This window comes from Paenibacillus sp. J22TS3 (assembly GCF_018403205.1).
GTDB classification, from domain to species: Bacteria; Bacillota; Bacilli; order Paenibacillales; family Paenibacillaceae; genus Fontibacillus; species Fontibacillus tuaregi.
On record NZ_BOSF01000002.1, the window covers coordinates 110,796 to 136,645 of the forward strand.

The 25,850-nt window shown below is 50.0% G+C and carries 23 protein-coding genes; 16 read left to right on the top strand and 7 right to left on the bottom strand.

The features are described from left to right. The first annotated feature begins 61 nt into the window (after positions 1–61). Positions 62–1,300: a radical SAM/SPASM domain-containing protein gene (locus KJS63_RS26140; RefSeq protein ID WP_244862514.1), complete on the top strand. Its 1,239-nt coding sequence runs from the start codon at positions 62–64 to the stop codon at positions 1,298–1,300. Between the two features lie 124 nt (positions 1,301–1,424). Further along, complete coding sequence (gene hemY, locus KJS63_RS06420) at positions 1,425–2,849, top strand: protoporphyrinogen oxidase (protein WP_213618414.1); 1,425 nt, start codon at positions 1,425–1,427, stop codon at positions 2,847–2,849. Positions 2,850–2,972: 123 nt separating this feature from the next. Here the strand turns inward: hemY and KJS63_RS06425 are convergent, their stop codons facing one another. From KJS63_RS06425 to KJS63_RS06435, 3 genes are all read right to left on the bottom strand, one after another. Next, the gene (locus tag KJS63_RS06425) at positions 2,973–3,404 is read right to left on the bottom strand and encodes a universal stress protein (protein ID WP_213618415.1); all 432 of its coding nucleotides are present in this window, start codon (positions 3,402–3,404) and stop codon (positions 2,973–2,975) included. A gap of 2 nt (positions 3,405–3,406) precedes the next feature. Next, positions 3,407–4,642, bottom strand: coding sequence for a CynX/NimT family MFS transporter (locus KJS63_RS06430; RefSeq protein WP_213618416.1), 1,236 nt, complete (start codon positions 4,640–4,642; stop codon positions 3,407–3,409). 223 nt (positions 4,643–4,865) lie between these two features. Further along, a complete protein-coding gene (locus KJS63_RS06435; protein ID WP_213618417.1) occupies positions 4,866–5,432 on the bottom strand; it encodes a helix-turn-helix domain-containing protein in 567 nt (188 codons plus the stop codon). A 223-nt stretch (positions 5,433–5,655) separates the two neighbouring features. On the opposite strand from KJS63_RS06435, the gene KJS63_RS06440 reads away from it, so the two are divergent. Next, positions 5,656–5,991, top strand: coding sequence for a YolD-like family protein (locus tag KJS63_RS06440; protein WP_068619861.1), 336 nt, complete (start codon positions 5,656–5,658; stop codon positions 5,989–5,991). Between the two features lie 73 nt (positions 5,992–6,064). On the opposite strand, the gene kduD is transcribed toward KJS63_RS06440, so the two are convergent. Genes kduD through kduI form a run of 3 tightly spaced genes read right to left on the bottom strand, consistent with a single transcriptional unit; the run spans position 6,065 to position 8,494 of the window. Beyond that, on the bottom strand, positions 6,065–6,817 hold the full coding sequence (gene kduD / locus KJS63_RS06445) for a 2-dehydro-3-deoxy-D-gluconate 5-dehydrogenase KduD (RefSeq protein ID WP_213618418.1): 753 nt from the start codon (positions 6,815–6,817) through the stop codon (positions 6,065–6,067). Positions 6,818–6,872: 55 nt separating this feature from the next. Next, positions 6,873–7,625 (bottom strand): DeoR/GlpR family DNA-binding transcription regulator, encoded by a 753-nt coding sequence (locus KJS63_RS06450; RefSeq protein WP_213618419.1) that lies wholly within the window; start codon positions 7,623–7,625, stop codon positions 6,873–6,875. Between the two features lie 35 nt (positions 7,626–7,660). Further along, on the bottom strand, positions 7,661–8,494 hold the full coding sequence (kduI, locus tag KJS63_RS06455) for a 5-dehydro-4-deoxy-D-glucuronate isomerase (protein WP_213618420.1): 834 nt from the start codon (positions 8,492–8,494) through the stop codon (positions 7,661–7,663). A 190-nt stretch (positions 8,495–8,684) separates the two neighbouring features. Here kduI and KJS63_RS06460 point away from each other — a divergent pair, with 190 nt between their 5' ends. The 11 genes from KJS63_RS06460 (at position 8,685) to KJS63_RS06510 (ending at position 23,455) form a co-directional block, all read left to right on the top strand. Beyond that, a complete protein-coding gene (locus KJS63_RS06460; protein ID WP_213618421.1) occupies positions 8,685–9,659 on the top strand; it encodes a sugar kinase in 975 nt (324 codons plus the stop codon). A 116-nt stretch (positions 9,660–9,775) separates the two neighbouring features. After that, positions 9,776–10,444 (top strand): bifunctional 2-keto-4-hydroxyglutarate aldolase/2-keto-3-deoxy-6-phosphogluconate aldolase, encoded by a 669-nt coding sequence (locus tag KJS63_RS06465; RefSeq protein WP_213618422.1) that lies wholly within the window; start codon positions 9,776–9,778, stop codon positions 10,442–10,444. Between the two features lie 267 nt (positions 10,445–10,711). Then, complete coding sequence (locus KJS63_RS06470) at positions 10,712–11,845, top strand: glycoside hydrolase family 88 protein (RefSeq protein ID WP_213618423.1); 1,134 nt, start codon at positions 10,712–10,714, stop codon at positions 11,843–11,845. Then, positions 11,835–14,027, top strand: coding sequence for an alginate lyase family protein (locus tag KJS63_RS06475; RefSeq protein WP_244862515.1), 2,193 nt, complete (start codon positions 11,835–11,837; stop codon positions 14,025–14,027). Before KJS63_RS06470 ends, KJS63_RS06475 begins: the two co-directional genes overlap by 11 nt. 90 nt (positions 14,028–14,117) lie before the next feature. Continuing rightward, positions 14,118–15,842, top strand: a complete 1,725-nt coding sequence (locus tag KJS63_RS06480) for a sensor histidine kinase (RefSeq protein WP_213618424.1) — start codon at positions 14,118–14,120, stop codon at positions 15,840–15,842. Further along, the gene (locus tag KJS63_RS06485; protein ID WP_213618425.1) at positions 15,842–17,437 is read left to right on the top strand and encodes a response regulator transcription factor; all 1,596 of its coding nucleotides are present in this window, start codon (positions 15,842–15,844) and stop codon (positions 17,435–17,437) included. Before KJS63_RS06480 ends, KJS63_RS06485 begins: the two co-directional genes overlap by 1 nt. Before the next feature lie 291 nt (positions 17,438–17,728). Continuing rightward, positions 17,729–18,649: a carbohydrate ABC transporter permease gene (locus KJS63_RS06490; RefSeq protein ID WP_213618920.1), complete on the top strand. Its 921-nt coding sequence runs from the start codon at positions 17,729–17,731 to the stop codon at positions 18,647–18,649. Between the two features lie 66 nt (positions 18,650–18,715). Beyond that, positions 18,716–19,504 (top strand): carbohydrate ABC transporter permease, encoded by a 789-nt coding sequence (locus KJS63_RS06495; RefSeq protein ID WP_068622439.1) that lies wholly within the window; start codon positions 18,716–18,718, stop codon positions 19,502–19,504. Positions 19,505–19,634: 130 nt separating this feature from the next. After that, a complete protein-coding gene (locus KJS63_RS06500; protein WP_213618426.1) occupies positions 19,635–21,017 on the top strand; it encodes an ABC transporter substrate-binding protein in 1,383 nt (460 codons plus the stop codon). A gap of 119 nt (positions 21,018–21,136) precedes the next feature. Continuing rightward, the gene (locus tag KJS63_RS06505; RefSeq protein WP_213618427.1) at positions 21,137–22,996 is read left to right on the top strand and encodes a glycoside hydrolase family 35 protein; all 1,860 of its coding nucleotides are present in this window, start codon (positions 21,137–21,139) and stop codon (positions 22,994–22,996) included. A gap of 117 nt (positions 22,997–23,113) precedes the next feature. Further along, the gene (locus KJS63_RS06510; protein ID WP_213618428.1) at positions 23,114–23,455 is read left to right on the top strand and encodes a DUF3889 domain-containing protein; all 342 of its coding nucleotides are present in this window, start codon (positions 23,114–23,116) and stop codon (positions 23,453–23,455) included. Between the two features lie 118 nt (positions 23,456–23,573). Here KJS63_RS06510 and KJS63_RS06515 read toward each other — a convergent pair whose 3' ends face one another. After that, positions 23,574–23,981: a hypothetical protein gene (locus tag KJS63_RS06515; protein WP_213618429.1), complete on the bottom strand. Its 408-nt coding sequence runs from the start codon at positions 23,979–23,981 to the stop codon at positions 23,574–23,576. A 216-nt stretch (positions 23,982–24,197) separates the two neighbouring features. On the opposite strand from KJS63_RS06515, the gene KJS63_RS06520 reads away from it, so the two are divergent. Together KJS63_RS06520 and KJS63_RS06525 are read left to right on the top strand one after the other, a co-directional pair. Beyond that, positions 24,198–24,566, top strand: a complete 369-nt coding sequence (locus tag KJS63_RS06520) for a hypothetical protein (protein WP_213618430.1) — start codon at positions 24,198–24,200, stop codon at positions 24,564–24,566. Positions 24,567–24,590: 24 nt separating this feature from the next. Further along, positions 24,591–25,820 carry a sialidase family protein gene (locus KJS63_RS06525; protein WP_213618431.1) on the top strand — a complete coding sequence of 410 codons (1,230 nt, stop codon included), beginning with the start codon at positions 24,591–24,593 and terminating at the stop codon, positions 25,818–25,820. The last annotated feature ends 30 nt before the right edge of the window (positions 25,821–25,850 follow it).

Consider the following 25,850-nt stretch of genomic DNA (forward strand, 5'->3'; position numbering starts at 1 on the left):
GATGAACAAGGGGTTTGTGATAGCTTGGAATTAAAAAGTCCAAGTTAGGAGGAGCTGTAGCTTGAGGGAACTAATTGGGAAGAGGAACTATGCCGATTCCCCTTTTATTGTAATTTGGGAGGTTACAAGAGCTTGTGCCCTGAAATGTTTACACTGCCGGGCAGAAGCCCAGTATGCGGCCGATCCCAGACAGTTAACGACAGAGGAAGGAAGGGCGCTTATCGATCAGATCGCTGAGCTGGATAACCCCTTGCTGGTGTTCACCGGTGGAGATCCATTGATGCGTCCTGATCTGTATGACTTGATTAAGTATGCTGTAGAGGAGAAGCATTTGTCTGTGTCCATGACACCGAGTGCAACGCCGAGAGTAACAAGGCAGGCGATCGAGCGGGTCAAGGAAGCCGGCCTATCCCGGTGGGCCTTCAGCCTGGACGGTTCATCTGCAGCGATTCATGATCATTTCCGCGGGACGAAGGGTTCCTTTGAGATGACGATGAAAGGGATTAAATGGCTTAGGGAGCTTGAGCTTCCGATTCAGATTAATACGACGGTATCCAGGTATAATCTGCACGATCTTGAAGCGATCTCAGGTATCGTCCGGGAAATGGGGGCGGTGCTGTGGAGCCTGTTCTTCCTTGTTCCAACCGGCCGCGGGATGGTCAAGGACATGATTTCGGCGGAGCAGCATGAAGAAGTGATGAAATGGCTCGCGGTGCTGTCAGCGTCCATGCCCTACGGGATCAAAGCAACGGAAGCTCCCCATTACCGGCGGGTATATGTCCAGGAGATGAACCGGCAGCGGAGGGAACTTGGGGAAGGCCGGGCAGCTGCCAAGGGCCAGATGGCCGGAAGAAGGATGAGTGACGGAGCGGAGCAAGAGGTTGGAGCAGGGATCGGGGCAGAGATTGGAGCGGGAGCCTTACCGGATGATGGCACACCTGATGCCGGTGCCGCCATACCGGTCGCAAAGCGTAGGGATGTGCTCGGGAGGGCGCCTCAAGGTGTGAACGACGGGGATGGATTTGTGTTCATTAGTCATACCGGGGAGGTGTACCCGAGTGGATTCCTGCCGGTGATCTGCGGGAATGTGAGGGAGATGACCCTGGGCGAAATTTATCGTCATTCCCCGGTTATGAAAGAGCTGCGTGACAAGAACCGGCTGAAGGGCAAGTGCGGCTCCTGTGAGTTCAAAGCGCTGTGCGGCGGGTCCCGGGCCAGAGCTTACGCAGTGACGGGAGATTATCTGGAGAGTGATCCCTATTGTGCATATATCCCTGGAGAATTCCATATAACGACTTAATTGCAAGATGATGTGCGGATTAGATACCCAAGATGATATGCGATTAGGGTTGTGATCATTATCACAATTTGCCCGGTTCCACCTATGCTAAGTTAAAAGCAAATGCTTGAATAAGGGGATAGCTATGGAGGCAAAAAGGATTGTTATCATCGGCGGGGGGATCAGCGGGCTCAGTGCAGCCTATTATTTGAAAGAGCGGTTTAAGGACAAGGGAGTCCCGCTCAAGCTTACGGTTGCCGAGCAAAGTGACAGGCTCGGCGGAAGAATCCGGACGCTCCGCCAGGACGGATATGTGATTGAGACCGGGCCGGACTCTTTCCTCGGGCGGAAAGTGGCTGCGCTCCATTTGGCCAAGTCCCTCGGGCTCGAAGAGGAGCTGACCGGAACGAACCCTTTGGCCCGGACAAATTATATCCTGCATCGAGGCAAGCTGCACACCATGCCCGCCGGCCTGGCTCTTGGCATTCCAACGCGGGTGGGACCCTTCATCAAGACGGACATGATCTCGCTGGCGGGTAAGGCAAGAGCCGCCATGGATCTTCTGCTGCCGCGAAGAAAGACCGTGGGCGATGAGGCACTTGGCGCTTTTATTGAGCGGCGGATTGGCAGGGAGGTGCTGGAGCGGCTGGTTGAACCGCTGCTGGCCGGTATTTATGCCGGAGATACGGGGAATCTCAGCCTTCAGGCGACCTTTCCACAGTTCCACGATATTGAACGGAAGTACCGCAGCCTGATTCTGGGCATGATCGCGGGCCGGACCGCTCCAACCAAGACAGGCCCGGAGGAGCTTCCCGAAATTGCGAAACGAAGCATGTTTCTGACGTTCAAGAACGGGCTCTCGACTCTGGTCGAGAAGCTGGAGGAAGAGCTGTCTGGAGCAACAATCCTTAAGAACTGCGGAGTCCGTTCTGTACTGCGTTATGAGAACGGATACCGGGTGACGCTGGAGAACGGGGAGGTCTGTGAGACAGACGGGATTGTTATGGCCCTGCCCGCATATGCCTGCGGCAGGCTCTTGGAGCCGTTCTCGGCTGCGGACGTGTTCGATTCCATTCCGTATGTGTCTGTTGCAAATGTTGCGCTAGGCTACCGGGCGGAGGAGCTTCAGCACGATCTGAAGGGATCGGGCTTTGTGATTCCCCGGACTGAGGGGAGAATGATGACCGCATGCACCTGGACTTCATCCAAATGGCTTCACACCGCACCGAAGGGAAAAGTTCTGCTGCGTGCCTATATCGGCAGGGCGGGAGCCGAAGCTTCGGCCACCATGGATGACCGGGAGACCGTGGCCCGGGTCAGGGAAGAGCTGAAAGAGATCATGGGCATCACCGCCAAGCCGGAACTTGCTGTGGTATCCCGGTTACCGGAGTCCATGCCCCAGTATAGGGTTGGCCATAAGGAGCGGATAGGACATTTACGCGAAGCATTGGAGAGCCGGTATCCTGGTGTGCTGATCTGCGGCTCCGGATACGACGGTGTAGGTATTCCAGATTGTATCCAGCACGGTAAGGCGGCTGCAGACCATATGGCGGACAGGCTGCTTGTCTAAGCGCTTAACTCATTGAAAAACAGCGGCATTGTAGGACACAAATATCCTAGAATGCCGCTGTATATTTCAACTATAACGTTCCCCGTTAGTTACTACGCCTCATCTCTGCAGTTCCCGAAGGGGTTAATGTACAATAAGGACTGGGCAGCTTGATAGCTGGGAAACCTTGTGACTGACACTTCCAAGCATCATTTCTTTGATGCCCCTTAACCCACGGCTTCCAATAATAATAAGCTGCTGCTCGGTATCTCTTGCATAATTTAATATTTCATGTGCAGGATCTCCCTTAAGATGAACGGTTTCCGCGTTAATCCCCGCAGATTCTAATTTAGATTTGGCTTGCTGCAACAGCTCCAAACTCGCTTTCTCCATTTCATTTAATACTTCTTCCAAGAAATTCTCTGGTATATATGTCATGCCATTCGATACATATTCCGGACTGACATTAACCAAGGTAACTCGGATTTGTTTGTTTCGGGCTATTTCAACGGCTGCATCAAGGAGTTTGTTCGTGATCTCAGCTTTATCAATGGCCACAATAATTGTGTCAAACATATTTATTCTCCTCTCCGTGGCAGCTCATAACTATTTCGGCTGCCTACAAAACGGTTTCTTGCTGCTCCTTTACCGACTACCAAGAGTAAGACCGAAGCGCCAAGCAGAATGAAAAGTGGCAGGTTCCAACTATTTGTGACATCATGTAAATATCCTATTAGGGCAGGACCGACCGCAGCAAGAAGATATCCGATCGATTGTGCCATGCCAGACAGTTCTGCTGCTTGGTGCGCATTTTCAGTACGTAATCCGAAGAACATCATGGACAAACTAAAGGCGAAGCCTCCACCAATTCCAAGGATTATGATCCACAACAGAATCAAATCGGAGCTTCCATAAAGAAGGCCGAGCGTTCCCGTCACAAGTAAAATGGTTGTGATGACTACTAACAAACGTTGGTTAGACATGCGCCCAGCAATAACAGGCACAATAAAGGTAAATGGAAGCAGAGCTAACTGCATGATCGAGAGGTACCACCCTGATTGGTTTGAGTCAATTCCTTGCTGCTTTAAAATTTCAGGCAACCATGCGATCAACACATAGAAAACCATAGATTGTATACCCATAAACAAGGTTACTTGCCAGGCAAGAGGGGAACGCCAAACATTCACATCGTTGCCGGCCATCTGTTGACTCGTCGTGGCTGTTTGCTTCTTTTGATTTCTTAATTGGGGCAACCAACAGAGGATCGAAACAAAGCTTAGGATCCCCCATATTCCCAGTGCTCCCTGCCATTTTAGCCCTGCGTTCACGGCTAGCGGCACACTCATCCCCGATGCGATGGCTCCACATAAACTCATTGATATGGAGTAAACACCTGTCATGGAGCCAATTTTATTTGGGAAATCCCTCTTGATTATACTTGGCAATAATACATTACATACGGCAATTGCGAATCCAAGAATGGCTGTCCCAATATACAGATTAGCTGCGCCAGATAAAGAACGTATTACTATACCAATAGTCAGGAAGATTAGGGCAATCAAAATGATACGTTCAACCCCATACCTTCGTCCCAATTTTGGTACTAGAGGCGATAATAGAGCAAAAGCAAGCAAGGGTACCGTTGTGATCAGGCCTGCTAATGTATTTGAAATATGAACGTTATCCCTTATAAGACTCACTAAAGGACCGACTGAGGTTAAGGGAGTACGTAAATTGGCTGCAATAAAAATAATGCCGAGTATGATCAACCCTATAGAGGAGGGTACGGCTTTAGTTTGTTGTTTGTTCGGCATTCTTCATTTTCTCCTTCCTGAGTTGTTACGTAATATTTGTTACATACTGATTGAAAAAACTATGTTATAATATCCGCGCGAACAACAAAAGTATATTATAGTATACTGATTTTAACAAGAAGTATTTTATAATTCATCAAAACTTATCTGAAAACAAAAATACAACTCTGAATTCCCGTTATGGAATTCGAAGTTGTATTTAGGGTGTGGAACTTTCGACTTTTTAGAAACCATACTTTAAGGATATATGCAGCACTGCTTCGCTATTCGTATGATTGGTATAAGAGTGAGGACAATCTGCACGAAAACTGATCGTATCATATTGATTTAATGTGTAGAGCTCTCCATTGACTTGGATTTCAATGGAACCCGTCATGACTGTCGCAATTTCAGTTGTATTCTCGTGATGCCCTTCAGGGTGATACGAGCTATGTGGCTGTAAGTAAGCCCGACACATTTCAATGTCATTGCTTGCGTTTTTAAAGATGGGTTCAATGGTCCAATTTTTTTGATCGTTAGAAAACCGCAGTCCTTCGCCTGCCCGATACATACTAACAGGGTCCTCTGTTTTGAACAAAGCTAATAGCGGTAAAGATATGCCTTTTGAAATTTTCCATATAATAGCCAAAGTTGGATTCGTATCGCCACGTTCGATGTTTCCTAGAGTAAGCTTGCTTACGCCGGTTAATTCCGCTAAGTCGTCTAAGCTCATATTTTTTTCTTTTCTGTACTTTTTCAAGGCACCGCCGATTTGTAATACAATTTGTTTTGATTCATCGACTTCATCCATCTGATATTCACCTCAACAAATAACTTTATAGCTAGTATATTGTTTATTCAGACTCTTTTCCATACGATCGTTTAACCCGCGCGGGTTATCATCCTACCTTCCGGGTACTGCTTGGAGGTTTTTTGGTGTGAATTTACATTGATTTAATTCTGAAATTGCGGATATAATACAAACAAATGTTCGTATATATAAAAGAGCTGATTCTGTTAAGGAGGAATGGAAGATGGCAGGTAAGCTGGAAGCAAATGGGCTGTGGGAATCCTCAAGAATGATGCTGCCGGAGCATAAGGAGGCGATTATCAGGGCAGGGCGTGAGCTGAACCGGCGTATAAGGCCGATCATAGATGCCCAGGAGCTGGAGCTGATTGAGCGTGCCTTAAGTGAGTCTCTGCGGGGACACACCGCTGTAACCGTAAGGCTCTGGGGCGAATATGAGGACGTGGAGCTGCGGGGAGTTGTGACCTCCATCCATACACACAGCCGGGAAATTAAGCTGCAGCTGGGTCAGGACTGGCAATGGATCAAGATCAGGGACATTGTAGGAGCCGCCACTTCATGATAGCTTCATAAAACAAGCGGCCCCGGGTGCTGTAAGAGAGCACCTGGGGCCGCTTGGTTGTTATTCTTATGAACTAACGTGTCAGCCAGCCGCCATCCACACATAGAATATGCCCGTTCACATAATCGGAGGCGGAGGAGGACAGGAAGATCGCAGCACCCTTAAGATCATCGGGCGTGCCCCATTTTCCTGCCGGAATCCGCTCCGAAATCGATTCATACCGGGCTGCATTCTCGCGGATGGCAGTGGTATTGTCTGTGCTCATGTATCCAGGAGCAATTCCGTTGATTTGCACGCCCCGGCTGGCCCATTCATTGGCCATCGCCTTGGTCAAGCCTGCAATCCCGTGCTTGCTTGCGGTATAACCTGGAACGTTAATGCCGCCCTGGAAGGAGAGCATGGAACAGATATTAATAATCTTCCCGCTTCCGCGACTGATCATATGCCCGCCTGCAAGCTGGGAGAGGAAGTGAGCCGTGCTCAAATTCAGATTAATGACATCGAACCAGTCTTGTCTGCTGTGCTCGGCTGCGGGGGTTCTGCGGATAATTCCGGCATTGTTAACAAGAATATCAATATGCCCGTTTAGGCCGAGAGCTTCTTGAAATACTGCTTCCAGCTGGCTGTGATCACTAAGATCGGCCTGAATATCGGCTGCTTGCACTCCGTAAGCGCGGGCTTGTTCAACGGTTTCACGGCTTGAAGTTCTGGAGACAGATATGATATCCGCTCCTGCTTCAGCAAGCCCAAGTGCAATGCCCTGCCCAAGCCCGCTGGAACCGCCTGTCACAAGGGCCGTACGGCCTTTAAGATCAAATATGTTCATAAGGGTAACCTCCGTATTATGGCTGTAATTACCGAAGGCGCAATGGCTTAGCCTGCTATCCTTCGAGGTTTACCCCGGCGCTGCGGTACTGCTGGATTACTTCGGGAGAAAGTCCGTTATCCGTAATCAGAGCCGTCATCTCGGTCAGAGCGGCGAAGCTGCGCAGCGCGCTCTGGCCGAATTTGTGGCTGTCCACCACGGCATAGGAGCGGGCCGCCGTCTCGATCAGTGCTCTTTTGTAATCAATCAGATCCCCTGTGTACACCGAAAGTCCCTGCTCCAGATGAACACCGGTAGAAGAAATGAAAGCCTTGTTAATATTGAGATTGCGGATATAGGTGACGGCCTCCGGCCCAACCAGCATATTACGTACCCGGTAACCGCCGGGCACGACGAGACGAATGTGTTCCTTGGGTGTCAGCTCATTGATAATATGAACGTCATTGGAAATAACGGTCAGCGGAAGCTCGGGGAGCTTGCGGGCAAGCTCCAGCAGCGTGCTCCCCCCGTCGAGAGCGATGATATCCTTGGGCTCAATGTGCCGGATCGCCCTTTCGGCAATCTGGCTCTTCTCGGCCAAATGCTTGACTTGGGATTCCGGGGTAGAGAGGATGCCGAACTGGTCACTCTGGGCCAGGATCGCTCCTCCATGCACTCGTCGGATCAGCCCCTGCTGTTCGAGCTTGCTCAGATCATCACGAATTGTTTTGCCAGTGACAGCCAGGCGTTCACTTAGTTCGTTGACGGTAACTTCTTTCTCGTTGAGCAGCACTTCCATGATTTTTTCGAATCGTCGAATTGAATTCATTCTTGTCCATCCGTTCTATATCAAATCTTTAGCTTCTATTTTAAGTCTTTCATGGCCACGCCGTCCATATCCTCGAAGACTTGATTCTCTCCGGCCATTCCCCAGATAAATGTATAATTGCTTGTACCTACTCCGCTATGAATGGACCAGCTTGGTGAAATAACGGCTTGTTCGTTGCGCATAACAATATGTCTTGTCTCCTGTGGCTCACCCATCATATGGAACACAGCAGCATCCTCTGGCAGGTTGAAGTATAAATATACTTCAGAGCGGCGGTTATGCGTGTGAGCCGGCATGGTGTTCCACATATTCCCCTTCTCCAGCATGGTCATGCCCATGACCAATTGACAGCTCTGAATGCCTTTCTCATGAATAAAACGGTACAGTGTCCGTTCATTTGAATTCACGATGTCTCCCAAATGCATATTGAATGCTTCATTCGGCCCGGTTTTGGCGATCGGATAGCTGCGGTGTGCAGGTGTGGAGTTGAAGTAGAACTTAGCAGGCTGTGCGGCATCCGTACTTTTCATCACAACTTCTTTGACACCAAGGCCAATGTACAAGCACTCCAGCGGCTCTAATACATAATCGGTACCATCTGCGGTGATGATGCCTTGTCCCCCTATATTGATAATTCCAATCTCCCGGCGCTCCAAGAACGAATCCGCTCCAATTTCTTTGGAATCGGCTTCAAGAACAACCTGCTGGTGTATCGGATAAGCGCCACCAACGATAAAGCGGTCCACATGCGAATAGACTAGATTTAACTGCTCAGGAGCAAACAGACTCTCGATCAGGAATTCCTGGCGCAGACGCTCCGTATTGAATTGTTTGACTTCATTGGGGTGGGAAGCATAACGATTTTCCATGATATTAAAATCTCCTCTGTGTGTTTTGTTGTTCTTTATTGTTCATTTGTGTTCATATTATATTATTTTTGTTTGTAATTCAAGTGAAATGGAAGTAATATAAACCAAAAAGAGAGAGTGGTAAAGGATGAGGGAGAAGTCCCAGTCTTTGACGCTCTAATTTTTGTACTGTACAAAGGAGAAATCGCAGATGGAATCATTTCATTCGAAATTATCAGGAAGCCCGGAGGTAGTAACTTTTGGAGAATCAATGGCACTCTTGATGCCTCAAGGCCCTAAAGGGCTGGAATATTCAGCGGTCCTGGACTCCTCATTCGGCGGGGCGGAGAGCAATGTTGCCATCGGCCTATCTAGGCTCGGCCACAAGGTTGGCTGGTGCGGCAGGCTTGGGGATGATCCATTCGGACGAAAAATTCTCAGAGCGATCCAAGGGGAGGGGGTAGATGTGTCCCGCGCTGCATTGGCTGTGGATGCGCCAACAGGATTTATGATGCGTGAGCAGATCCGGGGACGGACTTCAGTGCATTATTACCGTAAGCACTCGGCGGCAAGCCGGATGACTCCGGGGCATCTGGACGAGGAGTATATCAAGCAAGCCTCGATCCTCCACCTGACCGGCATTTCCATGGCGCTCAGCCCTTCTTGTCTGGACACGGTTCTAGCCGCCGTTGACATAGCCAAGCAGAATGGCGTGAAAGTCAGCTTCGATCCGAATATCCGGCTTAAATTGTGGAGCGCTGAAGAGGCACGGCGCGTTATTCTGCCGCTGCTGAGGAAAGTCGATTACTTCCTGCCTGGTTATGATGAGCTGAAGCTGCTCTATCAGACGGAATCCATGGGGATGATTCTCCGTTATCTGAACGAGCTGTCAGCGATCACCGTCATTAAGGGAGGGCAGGATGAGACTCTGCTCGTTGAGGAAGGGCTGATTACTCCGATCCCTTATTACAAGGTGGATCATGTTACAGATACGGTTGGAGCGGGAGATGGCTTCTGTGCGGGCTTTCTGTCAGGTCTGCTGGAAGGAAAGACGGCCGCCGATGCGGTTAAGCTCGGCAATCTGGTCGGAGCCATGGTGATTCAAGTGACTGGAGATTGGGAGGGGCTGCCGCTGAAAGAAGAGGTCAGGGCGTATATGGATGGCTTGGAGCATGTGGAGCGCTAAGCATATTTGTGATTCCGGGACGAGAGACGGATCGAATGAGGATAAGACTGCGAGTCTCGGGCGAATGGAAGACATAATCATTGTGTTTGTAAACATGTGGAGAAGGGGAAGAGGATATGAAAAAAATTCAAGTGCTTCAAGCGATTACGGGATATGGGGTCGTTGCTGTTCTGCGGGGGAATTCTCCCGAGCAGGTCGTAGAGATGGCCGGGCAGGCCATCGCTGGGGGAATTAAAGTCATCGAAGTCACGCTTACGGTACCGTTCGCGCTGCAGGCCATCGAGGAGCTGGCACGCAGGTACAGCTGGAACGCGGAGGACGAGGGGAATCGGGCGATTATTGGGGCGGGAACGGTGCTTGATCCGGAGACGGCCCGGGCTGCTACCTTAAGCGGAGCAGAGTTTGTCGTAGGCCCGTCTCTGAACCCGGACACCGTAAGATTATGCAACCGGTACGGGGTTCCGGTGATGCCTGGGGCCATGACCGTGAAGGAAATCCAGGAAGCGTTTGAGCTGGGCGTTGACATTGTGAAGCTCTTCCCCGGCAATCTGTATTCACCTTCCGTGATTAAAGCGATTCAGGGTCCACTGCCTCAGGCGAATCTAATGCCGACCGGTGGGGTATCGCTGAACAATCTGAAGGAGTGGGTGAATGCCGGTGCGGCAGCTGTGGGGATCGGATCAGATCTGACCACGGAAGCCGTTTCGACGGGGGATTACACCCTTGTAGCCAAGAAAGCATCGGAGTATGCGCGGGCTTTCCGGGAAGCCAAGAACGGAGCATAATGACGCTTCCGTACGCAGCTTTCTTTACTCGGTCTGCCGCTCATGAAGGTGGCAGACCTTACTCTGTTGAAGGGCCGCAGGCTAGCGGATGGGCCTTGGCGATTAGGGAATGGGAACTGCACAATTCTGCATAGGTCAAAATTGTGCACACTCCCGGCAAAATTCGTACCCGCCTAAACGGGCCACCGATAGTATACTTCTGCCTGCAAGGTTCAGTCAGGTTTGTAAGTAACGACAAGGTTCAGCTCAGGAAGGGAGACAAGGGTGATGTGGCATGCCGCAATTGAAGACGCTGTTGCAAAGACACGGAGAAATTTGGACAAATTCGGAGAGAAATTCCCTCATGTAAGCAGTAATGGCGTGTATCAGCTTATCGATAATGAGGATTGGACCAATGGATTTTGGAGTGGAATTCTGTGGCTCTGTTATGAATATACCGGGGATGATCGGTTCAAGAAGGCTGCGGAGCGTTCCGTCGCCAGCTTTCGGCGACGCATGGAGCAGCATGTGGTTCTGGATCATCACGACATCGGATTTTTGTATTCGCTTTCTTCCAAGGCCCAGTGGATTTTGGAGCGCGATGAGGCTGCGCGGCAGCTGACTCTGCAGGCGGCGGATGTGCTGCTGAGGCGCTGGCGTGAGCCGGGAGGTTATATCCAAGCCTGGGGACCGGAAGGGGACCCGGTGGAGGGCGGACGGATTATTATCGACTGTCTGCTGAATCTGCCGCTGCTGTACTGGGCGGGGGAGCAGACTGGAGATTCACGTTACCAGGAAGCGGCCGTTCTACAGACCGAGAAAACCAGGCGTTATCTTGTAAGAGGGGATGACAGCTCTTATCATACCTTTTTCTTCGATCCGAAGACCGGAGAGCCGATTGGAGGGTCCACGCATCAGGGTTATACGAACGGTTCGACCTGGACCCGCGGGCAGGCATGGGGTGTATACGGGTTCGCGCTGTCTTACCGTTATACCGGGGAGTCCGCATTTCTGGAGACTTCCAAGCGCATGGCCCACTATTTCCTGAAGCACCTGCCGGAGGACCATGTGGTATATTGGGATTTCAATGTTCCGGTGGAAGAATCGGGGATCGGGTCTTACAGGGACAGCTCCGCTTCAGCTATTGTATGCGCCGGCCTTCAGGAGCTGCTGGCTTGTTTACCGGAAGACGATTTAGACCGGGCTTATTTCGAGAGAGCATTAATGAACAAGATGACCTCACTCATAAATAATTATTCAACTGCGGATGAACCGGAAGCAGAAGGTCTGCTTAAGCGCGGTTCCTACCATGTGCGCGGAGGGATTTCGCCGGATGATTATGTCATCTGGGGGGACTATTTCTACCTGGAAGCTTTGATGAGACTGGAAAGGGGAGCCGGGGGATATTGGTATGAGCGCTAATACACCGGCACCCATGGAGATGGAGTCCCGCCTAATGGATATGCTGGACCTGAGGCATCCAAGTCTCGACCGGGTGAGGAAAGCCGCAGGCCAGGGGGAACAGCCAGATAAAATATACGCGGATCTAAAGCAGCACTGGATCACAAAACAGGTACTGGTCATGTTTGTTCGACAGGAAGAGACGGAAGAGATTTGCCGGTATGTCAGACAATACGGCGGCGAAGCGCTTCAGCAGGCGATGCGGACGGCGGATGAAGTCGTATCGGGCACCTTTTTGTTCCGCTTCCCCTGGGATATGGAACGCACGCGTGTGCCAGTCACCTTCAGCGGTCTGGTAGACTGGAATCATGTGCCCGACCGGGACGTGGAATGGTCTTACATGCTGAACCGGCACCGCTATTGGATAGCTCTAGGCCAGGCATATCTGTTAACGGGAGAAGGGAAATATGCGGCGGTGTGCTGCCAGCAGATGGAGGATTGGATCGACAGAAATCCTGTACCACAGCACTCTAGCCCGAATGCGATTCCGGAGAACGAAACGCTTGCCTGGCGCTCCATTGAGGCGGGACTTCGTTGTGTGAACTGGATTAAATCTCTGCCTTATTTGCTGCGCAGTTCGCATATGACACCCCGGCTTACTGCTAAAGTGCTGGTATCGCTTCATGAGCATGCTGAGTATTTAGCTTCCTCATTTAGCGGGTGGAAGAGGATCAGCAACTGGGGAGTTCTGGAAAGCTGCGGCCTATTCATGGTCTCTGTATTCGCCCCGGAATTTCGGCGTGCCCCACTCTGGAGGCAGCTCAGCCTTCAGAGGTTGGAAGAGACCGCACGGCTGCAAGTACTGCAAGACGGAATTCATTGGGAGCAGTCTCCGACCTATCATCATGAAGTGCTGAACTGCTACTTGGACGTAATCCGGGTGGCCTGCCAAGAGGCCATCCCGCTGCCTGGGGTGGTAATCCAAGCGGCGAGGAAGATGGCTTATGCCTCTTTGCTGGAAGCCAAGCCGAACCATAGGCAGCCTCTGCGGGGAGACAGCGATGATAATGATGTCAGATCGGTTCTTACTGCAGCGGCACTTTTGTTCGGAGATGCGGAGCTTAGGTTCGGGGGATATGACCAGGTGGATTATGACAATGCCTGGAGCTTTGGGATAGAGGAAGTAAGGAGGTATGCCAAAATGCCGTTATCTGCCCCGACCCAGATTTCCCATGGCTTCGAGCATGCTGGTCACTACATTATGCGATCTGGTTGGGATGAGCATGCGATGTATCTGAACTTCCACTGCGGGCCGCTTGGTGGAGGACACGGCCATGCGGACATGCTGCATATCGATGTTCATGCTTATGGCCGGGACTTTCTAACGGATTTAGGCCGCTATAACTACAGCGAGCATACGCCGCTTCGGCGGGAGCTCAAATGCTGCCGTGCGCATAATACAACGCTCGTGGATGGGGTGGACTTCACAGAGGTCACCGGCACGTGGGCGTATGGACGAATCGCACATCCTTCAGGTACAAGATGGATTCCGGGGCGGGATATCGACTATGCCGAAGGAAGCCATGATGGATATTTTGGCCTGAAAGATCCTGTCCGTCCCATCCGGAAAATTCTATTTATCAAGCCGGGTTTCTGGATTCTGATAGATACATTTATAAGCGGGGAGCTGCACAGCTACAGTCAATTGTTTCATTTTGCACCGGGAAAAGTCTGTTTGGACGGGGATAGCGGCATATGCCGGACAGAGAACGGAAAAGGAGAGCCGAACTTTGCCATCATTCCGGCAGAGCCTGATCATCTGCGGGCCGGGCTCCATGCAGGCACGTTGTCCCGCGAGTACAATTGGGCAGAGCCTCATTCTTATGTGGAATATGAACGGAAAGGGACTAAGGTGACATCCTTGATGCAGGTCTTGTATCCGCTGGCTCCAGGGGATGAGCAGATTCCAGTTGTGGAGAAAGTCCCGGTCTGCCGCTATACCGGGGAGCCAGCTTCGGATGAAGACGTTCTGGCTTGGCGGATTCAGCTGCCAGCCTCGCTTCGCACTGTACTGGTTGCGGTCTGTCACCACGCGCCTGCGGGGCCTTTAGACTCTTACGTGATAGAGGGCAACCAGATTTTCGGAGAAGTGGTGGTTATCAACCAAGGACTGGAAGAAAGTGAAATGATCGTGGTGAAATAACCGTTCTTTTGCTTGAAATTTGGTAGAGACCGCCCGTTATTACTGCACTATAATAGTACATTATGCAGCATGAAAGAGGCGCGATAATTAATGTTTAAGCTGACCTACTACCGCAGAATTCAATTGTCGTTTCTTCTGTTCATTATTCTGCCAGTATTAACGGTGTCGGTCATTTCTTTTGTCCTAATTAAGGAGACGATGGTAGAGAAGCTGCAGCTCAGTAATGAGAATCTGCTGAATGTGATTGTGAAGGAAATTGGCAAGACGGTGGATGACGTAACATTCGCCTCCCACTTCATTGTCAACGATACGAGCTTCCGAACATATTTGAAAAAATTTGCGGATACGGACCGGATCCGAACTTATAACGATTATGTTAATTATACCCAGATCAAGGACGGCTTCTCCTTGATCACCTCCAAACCGCTGAACAATAATATCCGAATGTACCTGATCAATCGGCGGCAGTTCGTCATTTCCTCCACAGCGGATGATCTGACCTTAGTGAACGGCAGCATTGATGGGCTGTTCAAGCGGGTAGACCTGAACAAACCGGAGGCCCTTCAATGGCTCGGAATGGTCCGTGACCCCTCGGGCAGCGGGGGAGCTTATTACATCGCCAGGGTGATTCGGGACAATGCCGAGAGCAACTATGTATCCGTACTTCTCATCAGCATATCCGCTTCTTACTTTGAAGGGGTGCTGAAGCCTGTGGAGTTCGGCAAGCTGGCCCTGTTCGACGCGTCTGGAAGCCGGATTGCCGGGAGTGCGGAGCTGCCTCTTCGCGTTTCGAAGGATACTGCGGACTCAGGGCTGCGCTCGGTCGTGGCTCTGGATAAAACAGATTGGACGCTTGTATACGGGGCTTCCAAGGAAGTGTTCACCGGCCAAATCTCCCGCACGTTCTATGCCGGGATCGGCGGGGTCATTTTGTTCTTTATTATTTTCCTGTTTACGTCGATGGTCTTCGCCAAGAGGCTGCACAGCCCGATTCTTAAGCTGCAGCGGGTGGTCCGCCAGTTCGTGAAAGGCAACCGGGAAGTGAGACTGGATGTCAAGGGAAAAGATGATATTGCCGAGCTTGGAAGCAGTCTGAACGGAATGCTGGATCAGATTCAGCAGCTGATCTTGGATATTGAGCAGGAGCAGGAGCAGAAGAGGGTTATGGAGCTTGAGGCTCTGTTCATGCAGATCAGGCCCCACTTCCTGATGAACACGCTGAATTCCATCAAATGCAGCCTGCTGCTGCAGGAGGATCGGATGCACAGTGGAATTATCGACTCCCTGATGAGTCTGCTCCGTGCCTATTTGAAGATCAATGAACCAACCACACTTCAGGAAGAGTGCAGCCTGCTCGGTCATTACGTCGATATTATGAAGATCCGCAATGAAATTCCGCTGGAGCTTCAGGTGGAGCTTCCGCCTGATTTGGCCCGGTTCGTTATCCCGAAGCTGCTGCTTCAGCCGCTGGTTGAAAACGCTATCGTGCATGGACTGGTGGATCACCCTGATGCCAGAATCCGGGTGGGCGCAAGGAGAGAGGCGGACCAGATTATTATCGAGATCGGAGACAATGGGGAGGGCATGGAGGAGCAGCAATTGGCCATGCTGAACCAGCGGCTGCAGTCCGGTGATCCGGAGCAGCTCGGCTCTTACCCAAGAGTTGGCTTGATCAACGTGGTGCAGAGATTGAAGTTAACCTATGGAACAGGGGCCTTCATTCATCTAGGAGGTAACAGCCAAGGCGGCGTCACAGTCTATCTGAATATACCGGTGACGGACAGAGTCGCTTTCTTACAGGGAGGTCAGGGATAATGCACAAAGTAATGTTGATTGATGATGATGTCCCGATGCTGAAAGTACTGCAAAGAATGATTAAATGGGAGGAACTCGATCTAAAGATCGTGGGAACTGCTTATTCCAGTGTAAAAGCATTACATTTGTTCAAGGAGAGCTTGCCGGATATCGTAATTACGGATATCGGCCTGCCCCAGCAGAACGGAATTGAGCTGGCCTCGGTGTTCACCCAATTGAAGCCGGAGACCCGCGTTATTTTTCTAACGTGCCACGAGGATTTTCATTATGCGCAGCAGGCGATTAAGCTGAATGCCGACGATTATCTGTTAAAGGATCAGCTGACCCCTGATCAGTTGACGTCAAGCCTGAAGAAGTCGCTTGGAATGATCAAGCTGCGGACTACCGGAATGGATAATGAGGTGCTGAATCACAACAAGGAGCTGCTTAAACAAGCTTTGTGGCAAAGAGTGCTTGATGGGGTTGGCCTGGATGCAGCGGCCTCCTACGCTTCAAGGATCGGTATCTCATGGAGCTACCCTTGCTTTATGTTCGGGATCGTTAGCATTCATTTCTCCAGTTACGTGAAGTATTATCAATACAGCAATCTGTCTGTAATCCGGTATGCTATCGGCAACATTGCGAGTGAACTGTCCGCGTCCTACGAGGGAATCACGACGTTTATGGGACAAGATAACAACCTGATTGTTTTATATAATTACCGGTTCAATTTAGTCGAGAACACTCATCAGAACTTTGAGAATTATTTGCAGGAGCTGAGATGGCAGTGTGAAAGGCTAATTAAGGTTCAATTGAACACGGTCACCGTGAAGGACAAGCTTGAGCTGCCGGCGGTTGGAACCTGGTATGAACGGTTAAGCCAAACCAAGTACGGTTTCTATGAGGCCGACTCTGGGAAGACGGATCTTAACCTGGATCATTTCGGACCAGAGACCTATCATCCTTCACCCCAGGGACTTCTTGAACCCTACCAGTCTGAGCTGGAACGCGTGGTATTAAAGAATGATCCGGGGGAGATCCATCGGATCATGCGGGAGCTGGAAGACACAGCGAAGAGAAGCCGGATTGAGCCCGGCGAGTTCATTCAGGAGATTTCTCTACTACTTCGCAGTGTAGAGCTGCTATTCGCTAAATGGCGGTCGGACGAGGAATATTATTTCTATTTAAGCTCAGCTAGAACGCTGCGGGATGTGGCCGAATTGGTCAGCCATAAGCTGACCCGCATTGCCCATGAACGGCCCAAGGACACTCATGCAGGTGTGCAGGAGCCGAAGCTGCAGGTCATCCAGCAGTTTATCGACCAGCATTTATCCGAGAATGTGACTTCGATTGATATCGCTCGTTATCTGTATTTGAATCCAAGTTACTTCTCCCGGTATTTCAAGCGGCTGACCGGGATTAATTTTACGGACTATACCCATCAATACAAGATGAAGCTTGCCGCCAAGATGCTGAAATCGTCAAGCCAGACCTTGGAGAATCTTGCCGCAGAGCTTGGTTATTCAGACAGAACCTATTTCTCGAAAGTATTCAAGAAATATATGGGGCTGACGCCAAGCGAGTATAAGGCCAAGTACACCCCGGTTAAGCACTAATTGAGCAATAACCTGTTCCGATATAACGGACAGGTTATTTTTTTTGTGTCTATATAAAATGACTTTATGAAGGTTACCCTTGGGGCGCTGCGAGCCGAGTGTTCTTACGACTAATTTTTAAAGTTCGTTTTATATAGCTTTGGCTTAAAACAAGGTCTTTTGGCAAGAGGTCAAAATCTTACTCCTTCCTGGTCATAATCCATCCCTTGGAGAGAAGGACAATATTTTATCATAATTACATACCAACATATTAAATTGCTGAGGTGATACAAAGTGGAAGCTGCAAAACCAATGATAGCTCCAGAACAACTTCACAAGACCCGAAAATTTTGGAGCCCCAAGCGGAAGGAAGCTCTGATTGGCTGGTTGTTTCTGGCACCGGAAATCATAGGAATGATCATGCTGAACGTGTTCGCATTAGGCTTCTCCTTGTACTTGAGTTTTTCCAAGTGGGACCTGCTGTCAGGCGTCTCCGGCATTAAGTTCGCTGGACTGGATAACTATATTCAAATGTTCAAGGACCCTACTGTATTGAAAGCGCTCGAGAATAACTTACTGTACACCGTGCTGACAGTTCCAATTCCCATCGCCATTGCCCTGGTGCTGGCTGTCCTGATTCACAGCAAGGTATACGTGAAGGACTATTTCAAAGTTGTATTCTTCATTCCGTATATCTCTTCCATTATTGCCATTGCTGCGGTATGGAGTGCGCTCTTCCACCCGTCATTGGGTCCAATCAACCAGTTTCTGATGGATCTCGGAATCCAGAACCCGCCAAAATGGCTGGTTGATCCGAAGACTTCTCTAATATCGATTGCGATCATCAGTATCTGGGCAGGGCTTGGATACACAATCATCATCTACCTTGCCGGATTATCCAATATTTCTAACGAGCTGTACGAGGCAGCAGAGATTGACGGAGCCACATCTTTGAAGAAATTTTTCAGGATTACGGTTCCGCTGCTCCGTTCAACAACGTTCTTCCTGTTCATTACGATGCTGATCGGCTCGTTCAAAGTGTTCGATATTATTTCTTTCCTTACCGAAGGTGGTCCGGACAATGCTTCAACGGTACTTGTATTCCGGATTTATGAGGAAGGCTTCAAAAATTACAACATGGGATACGCCTCGGCTATCTCCTGGCTGCTGTTCGCCATTATCGGGCTGATCACCGCGGCTACATGGAAGTTGAGACAAGACGATGCGATCTAGATCAAGGAGGGAATACAGGTGCAATACATCAAGAAAAATGGTTCCAAACTGATAATTACCGTGCTTATGGCCGGGTTGTCCATCTTCTTTCTAACCCCGTTCATCTGGATGCTCTCATCTGCCTTCAAGTTTGAAAAGGATGTCATGAGGTTCCCGATTGAATGGATACCCAAATCCATAAATGTGGTTTACAATTTTAAAACAGTCTGGATGGGGCGTGTCCCCTTCTATCAGTTCTACTTTAATTCAATCGAGATTGCGGTTATCGTTACTTTGATCACCCTGGTCATCTCGTCCATGGCGGCCTATTCTCTAACGAAGCTTCGCTTCAAAGGCAGAAATCTGGTGTTCCTTGCGCTGATCTCCTTCATGATTATTCCGGATCAGGCGACGCTGATCCCACGGTTTCTGCTCATTCGCTGGATCGGTCTCTATGACACCCATGGCTCGTTGATTCTGATGAGCATGTTCTCGATTTATTTCACTTTCCTGCTGCGCCAATTTATGGCCGGGGTAAGCGATGAGTTCATTGAAGCCGCAAGAATCGACGGGGCAGGTCATATGCGGACGTTCGTATCGATCATGATTCCGCTGTGCAGACCGGTTTTGGCGACCGTGGCGATTATCAAATTTATCTGGACCTGGAATGACTACCAGAATCCGCTGATCTTCCTGCTGAGCAAGGACTTGTATACTATTCCGCTAGGAATGACATTGTTCAGGGATGATTATACCAACAACGATGCCATAATGATGATGGCCTCACTGTCTGCGATCGTTCCGCTGCTAATCCTCTTTGTGATTCTTCAGAAGCAGGTCATTAACGGAATCGCTTTAGGCGGAGTCAAGGGTTAAGCAGTCTGTGTCAAAAAGTCAAAAATGTTATCTTCACACCTCAAAATTACACACTTGGCAAGGCAGCGCAGTCCTTATACTAAACGATGTAAGCGGTTAACAAACGCTTAAACAAAGGGGGATAACACAAATGAATCAAAAGGGTAAACGCAAGCTCTCCATCGCGGCATGTCTGATGCTGACTTTCACACTCCTCTTAAGCGGATGTGGCAGCAAAACGGGTACAGATACTAGTGCCGCAGACAGCGGAAGCGGCGGAAAAAACGAACAGGTTACGATCAAATACTATAACTGGGATAATGCGGATCAGACGCCAAAGACGGATGCCCTGCTGAAGCAGTTCGAGCAGGAGAATCCGAACATCAAGGTAGAGCATGTGGTGCTGGTGCCGGGGAACTCCCAGGAAATGCTGAAGAAGCTGGACTTCCTCATCTCTTCCGGTGAAGCGGTAGATGTGGTGGCCATGCCGAGTCTTGGAGCCGTTAACGAGCGGGCTGCCAGAGGAGCTCTTGCCCCGTTGAATGATTACTATAAAGCCAGCAATCTGGTTCCTGAAGACGAGTATTATGTCAATCCGAAAATTGGGGACAAGTACTATGGCATGCAGCTTACAAACAGTTATCAATATGTGCTCTTGAACAAGGATGCACTGGATGAGGCAGGACTGAAGGTTCCAACTTACGGATGGACTTGGGATGACTACCGGGATTATGCGAAGAAGCTGACCAAGGGTGAGGGCGTCGATAAGCGTTACGGCTCCTACTTCCATACTTGGGAATTGTACATGAATGCTCCTGCACAGACGGTTATGAAGAACCCATTCCGTTACGAGGATGGTACTTCGAACTTCTCTGATCCTACTTACAAGTATTTCTTCCAGCTGCGCAAGGATATGGAAACCGTTGATAAATCGGCTAAGCCATACTCTGATGTGCTTGCGGCCAAGCTGAATTACCGTACGGAATTCTTTAACGGGGATGCGGCTATGATTCTGTCCGGCAGTTTCATGACACCGGATCCGGGGAATACGGAGCAGTATCCGCACACGTTCAAGACAGCTTTTGCTCCAGTGCCACTGCCTCCTAAGAATGCCGAGCCTAAGGATTATGAAGGTGGAAAATATTTTGTCGGCGGTAACCATGTTGTAATGGGCGCAAGCTCCAAGCACAAAGAGGAATCCTTCAAGCTGATGCGCTTTATGACCACTGTGGATTCCGACTCGAAGATGGAATTCTCCGGCTGGAAGAAAGCCGACAACAATGCCGTATTGAACCGTCTGATTGGCAAGAACAGCAATATGTATGATGTGGATTCCCTGAAGAGCACCCTCTTCGGAGAGCATAATCAGTTTTTGGAAGCTTCTCAGGTTGTCAGCACAACCGACTCCGAGATGATGAGCATTGAGGACGATGGGTTCAGCAAGTTCATGCTGGGGAACACCCCTATTGAAGAAGTTCAGAAGTGGATGGTAGATGAAGCGACAAAAGTGATTAAAGAGAAAGAATCCAAATAGTCCATATCTGCCGATCCGCAAATACCATCAAGAGCTTGGAGCGCTTGGAGTGAGATTTCCAAAGGCCGCTCCAAGCTCTTCTGTATTCAAGACCCTAGAAGGGACAAGGAGGAAGAAACATGAGCCGATTGGATTGGAACAATGGGGAGTACCTGCTAGATGGGCAGCCTATTCGGATTTGGTCAGGAGCGATTCATTATTTCCGCGTGGTGCCGGAGTATTGGCGTGACCGGCTGGAGAAGCTTAAAGCCTGTGGATTTAATACTGTGGAGACTTATATTGCCTGGAATGTGCACGAGCCCGAAGAGGGAGGGTTCAATTTCACTGGAATGGCCGATGTGGTCAAGTTCATTGAGCTTGCCGGTTCGCTCGGACTGCATGTTATTGTCCGGCCCAGCCCTTATATATGTGCGGAATGGGAATTTGGTGGACTCCCGGCATGGTTGTTAAAGTATGATGAAATCCAGCTAAGATGTATGAATAAAGCCTATTTGGACAAAGTGGACCGCTATTATGATGAGCTTATTCCAAGGCTCGTGCCTCTTCAGTCCACCCACGGCGGGCCGGTTATCGCGGTCCAGGTGGAGAATGAATATGGGAGCTACGGGAACGACACTGCCTATTTGGAATATTTGAGGGACGGATTGATCCGCCGGGGCATAGATGTGCTGCTCTTCACCTCAGATGGACCTACGGATGAGATGCTGATTGGAGGAACCATTGAGGGTGTGCATGCTACCGTGAATTTCGGCTCACGGGTGAAAGAGTCCTTTGACAAGTACCGGGAGTACAGGAAGAATGAACCGCTGATGTGTATGGAGTATTGGAATGGATGGTTTGACCACTGGATGGAGCCGCACCATGTCCGGGACGGGGATGATGTGGCCTCGGTTCTGGATGAGATGTTTGAAAGCGGAGCATCGGTTAATTTGTACATGTTCCACGGGGGCACCAACTTTGGATTTTATAATGGAGCGAATCATATTCACACCTATGAGCCTACCGTAACCAGTTATGATTATGACTCTCCCCTCACTGAGTGGGGGGATATAACCCCTAAGTATAAGGCTGTCCGTGAAGTTATGCTGAAGCATGGAGCCAGTCCGGCCAGCCCGCTTCCCGAACCGGCAGCGAAGATTGCTTATGGAACGGTGCAGCTCCTGGAAAAAGGGACGTTATTCAGCCAGCTGCAGCTTGAGAGCTGGTCCGGCAGCCGGGTGGACAGCACTTCGATTCTGCCTATGGAGAAACTCGGCCAATCTTACGGATTCATTCTGTACTCAACCTGGGTCCGGGGACCGCGTACCGGACAGAAGTTGTATATCAGGGAAGTCCGCGACCGGGCCCAGGTGTTCTTGAACGGGCAGCTGCTGGGTGTGGTGGAACGCTGGAATCCACAGCCGCTGGATATCTGCGTGCCGGAGGAGGGAGCCCGGCTGGATATTCTGGTCGAGAACATGGGACGGGTAAATTACGGCCCTTACTTAAGAGACCCTAAAGGCATAACAGAGGGTGTGCTAATTGATAACCAGTTCCAATATAATTGGACGGTGCTGCCGCTTCCGATGAAACCCGAATGCCTGTCCAAGGTTGTTTATACAAGAACCGAAGCGGTGGTGCAGGGGACAGGGCAAGCTCAGACAGCAGTAGAAGTACGGGAAGAGCCGGCATTCTATCGTGGACACTTTGAGGTGGACATCATCGGGGATACATTCCTGCGGGTGGGCGGATGGAAGAAGGGTGTGACTTGGATCAATGGCTTCAATTTGGGACGATATTGGGAAGCTGGTCCACAGAAGGCGTTGTATGTACCGGGGCCTTTGCTCAAGCAGGGGACCAATGAAATTGTGATCTTCGAGCTGCATGCTTGTCCGGGCGTGCCTGCGGTTCAGTTTGATGACAGGCCGGATCTTGGGGACACGGCGAAGCTGGATGAACGGGTGCTTAATTTTGTGCAAGATGAAATAAACGAAGATTAGAATACAGCGCAGCTTCTAGAGAATAGAATAAGCTCACTTGTGATATACGCAATCCGGTTAATATTTCACAAAGATCCATATAATAAGCTCAATTCCAAAAGACAGGAGCGATGGATCATGCAATCAGCGCGAAGATGGGTAGTTACACTAATCGCGGGGCTGCTATTAAGTGCAGGCGTGACAGTTTGGGGAACTCATCATGCCCAAGCAGAACCGTCCTATGCGGAGTGGGGACGAGTAGCCGTTCTTGAGGCGAAGAAGAAGTATAATGCTGAGATTACGGACTACAAGCATATCGGACGCAAAACGCTCCGTGACCACGTCTACGAAGAGAAATTTAAGCTTATAGTTAAGAAGCCCCTTGAGGAGTTCGGGGTATATGTGAATGTGAGGTTTAATGAAGACACGGGTGAACTTCTGAATATCAGCTATAAGGAAGCTGGGAATCATCAGGAATAGGAATTTACAAAGCCGGAGGCTCATGATGAGCTTCCGGCTTTGTTGTGTCACGGAGAAGGTAACCTAGGAACGTGCATCAGGGGGTATTCTAGGCATGCATTCCAGGAAGCCATCCGTGTCACACCAGGGAAGTGCCAGTGAATACAATAGGGCCAATAACATTCGCCCTGTTAACAGCATAGTTGTTCGAGACGGAGGCTTGAAGGATATAGGAGTGGTAACCGCTCACCGCATTCGTATCCACAAATGTAAAGCTTAACGTCTCCAAAGCAGTACTGGTGAAGATAGCGGTTTGAGTTGTGGCAATTTCAGTGGCATCCCGGATAATGGACAGGAGAACAAAAGGGGAGCCAGCCGTGGCCTGCAGTCCTATGCTTGCGTGAAGTTCAACCAGGCCACCTGTGTAAGCCAATATGCCGAAGTTGGCCAAGGTGTTGGCGCTTGGCGTGGCGACAAGAGGAATATTGGTAGAGAAGGTATAGCTGTTTGGAATACTTCTTCCAAAATCAACGATCGATAGAGTCATCTAATCACCTCCTGCGGGGGAAATATCCTACACCGACAGGATATGCGGAGTTTCCCTATCTTCTTGTTTATTTGGCCATGCCCGCAAATAGACAGCGAAAGTTATTGCCGGAATGCCTGTTCACTGTCCGGCTATTTGCATATTTTATAAATAAGAGGCTAAAATGCCTGTCTTGATGCGGCTCTTGGTGATAAATCCGCGAAAGGAGGATGGAGAATGCCGTATACAACCGGAGCTATATATAATCCCTCAACAGTCCCTACTGCAGCAGGCCAGATCCTGGTGGTCTGCATTAATGACTCCGCCAATTTGACAGCCAACATTGAACTTGAGGTGTTCCAATGGGGAGTCGCGGATGGGCCGAGAACCCCGCTGGGGCATAACCTGATTGCGCTGCCTCCCCAGGCTGTTCAGAGCTTTACGTATCCGCTGAACGCGGCAGTGTATTATGAGGTGCAAGTGGATTACTTCAGTGCAACAAGCGCTGTGGTCAATGTATTTGGTCTGGATGCGGTTGGAGGCGTTGTGCAGAGAGTGCTGCAATGGGAAATGAGCCAAATTGACCGGCTGACGAATCTTCCTTAAATCTATGTGAAAGGAGCGATACCTGTGCCTGTCGTAAATATTACCGCGGCTCTGCCGGGCAATCATTTCGAGCCTTCCATCGCAGTAAACTCGGTACTGGCTAACTTTATGTGTGTTGTCTATGTGGATGACAGTCTGGGGACCGGACGGATCGGCGTGTCAAGGTCAACGGATGGGGGCCAGACGTGGACCAGTGCGATTCTTCCACAGCCGCCAGGATATGCAAGTGCCGAGGCCCCGACGATTGATTATACCTTTCCTAATACTTTCATAGTGGCCTGCCACGTGTATAATGACTTCAATGACGGAACGATTGTCAGTTATACTTCATTTGATAACGGAGCCAACTTCAATCCGCCTGTGATTGTACAGCGGGGATATGGCACGATCATCCATAATGATGAACCGTTCATTGCGGTGGACCGTTCACCGGGCAGTCCATATCGGGGAAATGCCTATGTAAGCTACACTCCGCTGTTTAACTACTCAGCAATTTTTATCCAGCGATCTCTGAATGAAGGAGCTACTTGGGAGACTCCGCAGAGATTGAGTGATCCACGAGGATTTCATGACAGGGCAGCTGTGGCTATTGGCCTGTCCGGTGAGGTGTACTCCGGGTACATTCTGACCGGACCTGTGAATCCTGCGGCGAATTTGCGGATTTCTTATAACGGAGGAGTGAGCTATTACCCGGATATTGCGAGGGAATCACTCCTGATTTCATCTGTGGTCCCAGTGCCATCTCCGCTTCCAGTTACCGGCTACGGCTTCCGCGTACAGACGAATCTGACACTGGGGGCGGATATTTCAAGCGGACTTGGGAGTGGTAACGTCTACGCCGCCTGGAATGATTACCGGAACGGATATGCGGACATATTTCTATCGATCTCACCGGACGGACAGCTTTGGTCAATACCGAAGAGTATTACCGGTGCACCACCGGGAACCCAGAACTTTTTCCCCGCGATTACGGTATCGCCCTCCACGGGGACAGTGAGGGTAATCTATTACACGAATAGAGTCAATGGTTTCCTTCTGGATGTGTTCGTGGCTGAATCTTTTAACGGGGGTGGATCGTTTACGAACCGCCGCCTTACCGACGCGTCCTTCGATCCGAATGGCAACTCTCCAACGCCGGTGGCCTTGATCGGAGATTATATTACGGCGGCCACAAGTTTGCCGGATACGCTGGCTGCAGTATGGAATGCAACGACTCCACCAACAGGGAAGCAGGATATCTACTTTTCCACATAAATGGAAATGGGTATACTTTTTATCCCAGCT

Excerpts from the sequence above, each read along its gene's own strand:
- hemY (WP_213618414.1), top strand. The coding sequence starts at position 1,425 with ATGGAGGCAAAAAGGATTGTTATCATCGGCGGGGGGATCAGCGGGCTC.
- KJS63_RS06425 (WP_213618415.1), bottom strand. The coding sequence starts at position 3,404 with ATGTTTGACACAATTATTGTGGCCATTGATAAAGCTGAGATCACGAAC.
- KJS63_RS06430 (WP_213618416.1), bottom strand. The coding sequence starts at position 4,642 with ATGCCGAACAAACAACAAACTAAAGCCGTACCCTCCTCTATAGGGTTG.
- KJS63_RS06435 (WP_213618417.1), bottom strand. The coding sequence starts at position 5,432 with ATGGATGAAGTCGATGAATCAAAACAAATTGTATTACAAATCGGCGGT.
- KJS63_RS06440 (WP_068619861.1), top strand. The coding sequence starts at position 5,656 with ATGGCAGGTAAGCTGGAAGCAAATGGGCTGTGGGAATCCTCAAGAATG.
- kduD (WP_213618418.1), bottom strand. The coding sequence starts at position 6,817 with ATGAACATATTTGATCTTAAAGGCCGTACGGCCCTTGTGACAGGCGGT.
- KJS63_RS06450 (WP_213618419.1), bottom strand. The coding sequence starts at position 7,625 with ATGAATTCAATTCGACGATTCGAAAAAATCATGGAAGTGCTGCTCAAC.
- kduI (WP_213618420.1), bottom strand. The coding sequence starts at position 8,494 with ATGGAAAATCGTTATGCTTCCCACCCCAATGAAGTCAAACAATTCAAT.
- KJS63_RS06460 (WP_213618421.1), top strand. The coding sequence starts at position 8,685 with ATGGAATCATTTCATTCGAAATTATCAGGAAGCCCGGAGGTAGTAACT.
- KJS63_RS06465 (WP_213618422.1), top strand. The coding sequence starts at position 9,776 with ATGAAAAAAATTCAAGTGCTTCAAGCGATTACGGGATATGGGGTCGTT.
- KJS63_RS06470 (WP_213618423.1), top strand. The coding sequence starts at position 10,712 with ATGTGGCATGCCGCAATTGAAGACGCTGTTGCAAAGACACGGAGAAAT.
- KJS63_RS06475 (WP_244862515.1), top strand. The coding sequence starts at position 11,835 with ATGAGCGCTAATACACCGGCACCCATGGAGATGGAGTCCCGCCTAATG.
- KJS63_RS06480 (WP_213618424.1), top strand. The coding sequence starts at position 14,118 with ATGTTTAAGCTGACCTACTACCGCAGAATTCAATTGTCGTTTCTTCTG.
- KJS63_RS06485 (WP_213618425.1), top strand. The coding sequence starts at position 15,842 with ATGCACAAAGTAATGTTGATTGATGATGATGTCCCGATGCTGAAAGTA.
- KJS63_RS06490 (WP_213618920.1), top strand. The coding sequence starts at position 17,729 with ATGATAGCTCCAGAACAACTTCACAAGACCCGAAAATTTTGGAGCCCC.
- KJS63_RS06495 (WP_068622439.1), top strand. The coding sequence starts at position 18,716 with ATGGCCGGGTTGTCCATCTTCTTTCTAACCCCGTTCATCTGGATGCTC.
- KJS63_RS06500 (WP_213618426.1), top strand. The coding sequence starts at position 19,635 with ATGAATCAAAAGGGTAAACGCAAGCTCTCCATCGCGGCATGTCTGATG.
- KJS63_RS06505 (WP_213618427.1), top strand. The coding sequence starts at position 21,137 with ATGAGCCGATTGGATTGGAACAATGGGGAGTACCTGCTAGATGGGCAG.
- KJS63_RS06510 (WP_213618428.1), top strand. The coding sequence starts at position 23,114 with ATGCAATCAGCGCGAAGATGGGTAGTTACACTAATCGCGGGGCTGCTA.
- KJS63_RS06515 (WP_213618429.1), bottom strand. The coding sequence starts at position 23,981 with ATGACTCTATCGATCGTTGATTTTGGAAGAAGTATTCCAAACAGCTAT.
- KJS63_RS06520 (WP_213618430.1), top strand. The coding sequence starts at position 24,198 with ATGCCGTATACAACCGGAGCTATATATAATCCCTCAACAGTCCCTACT.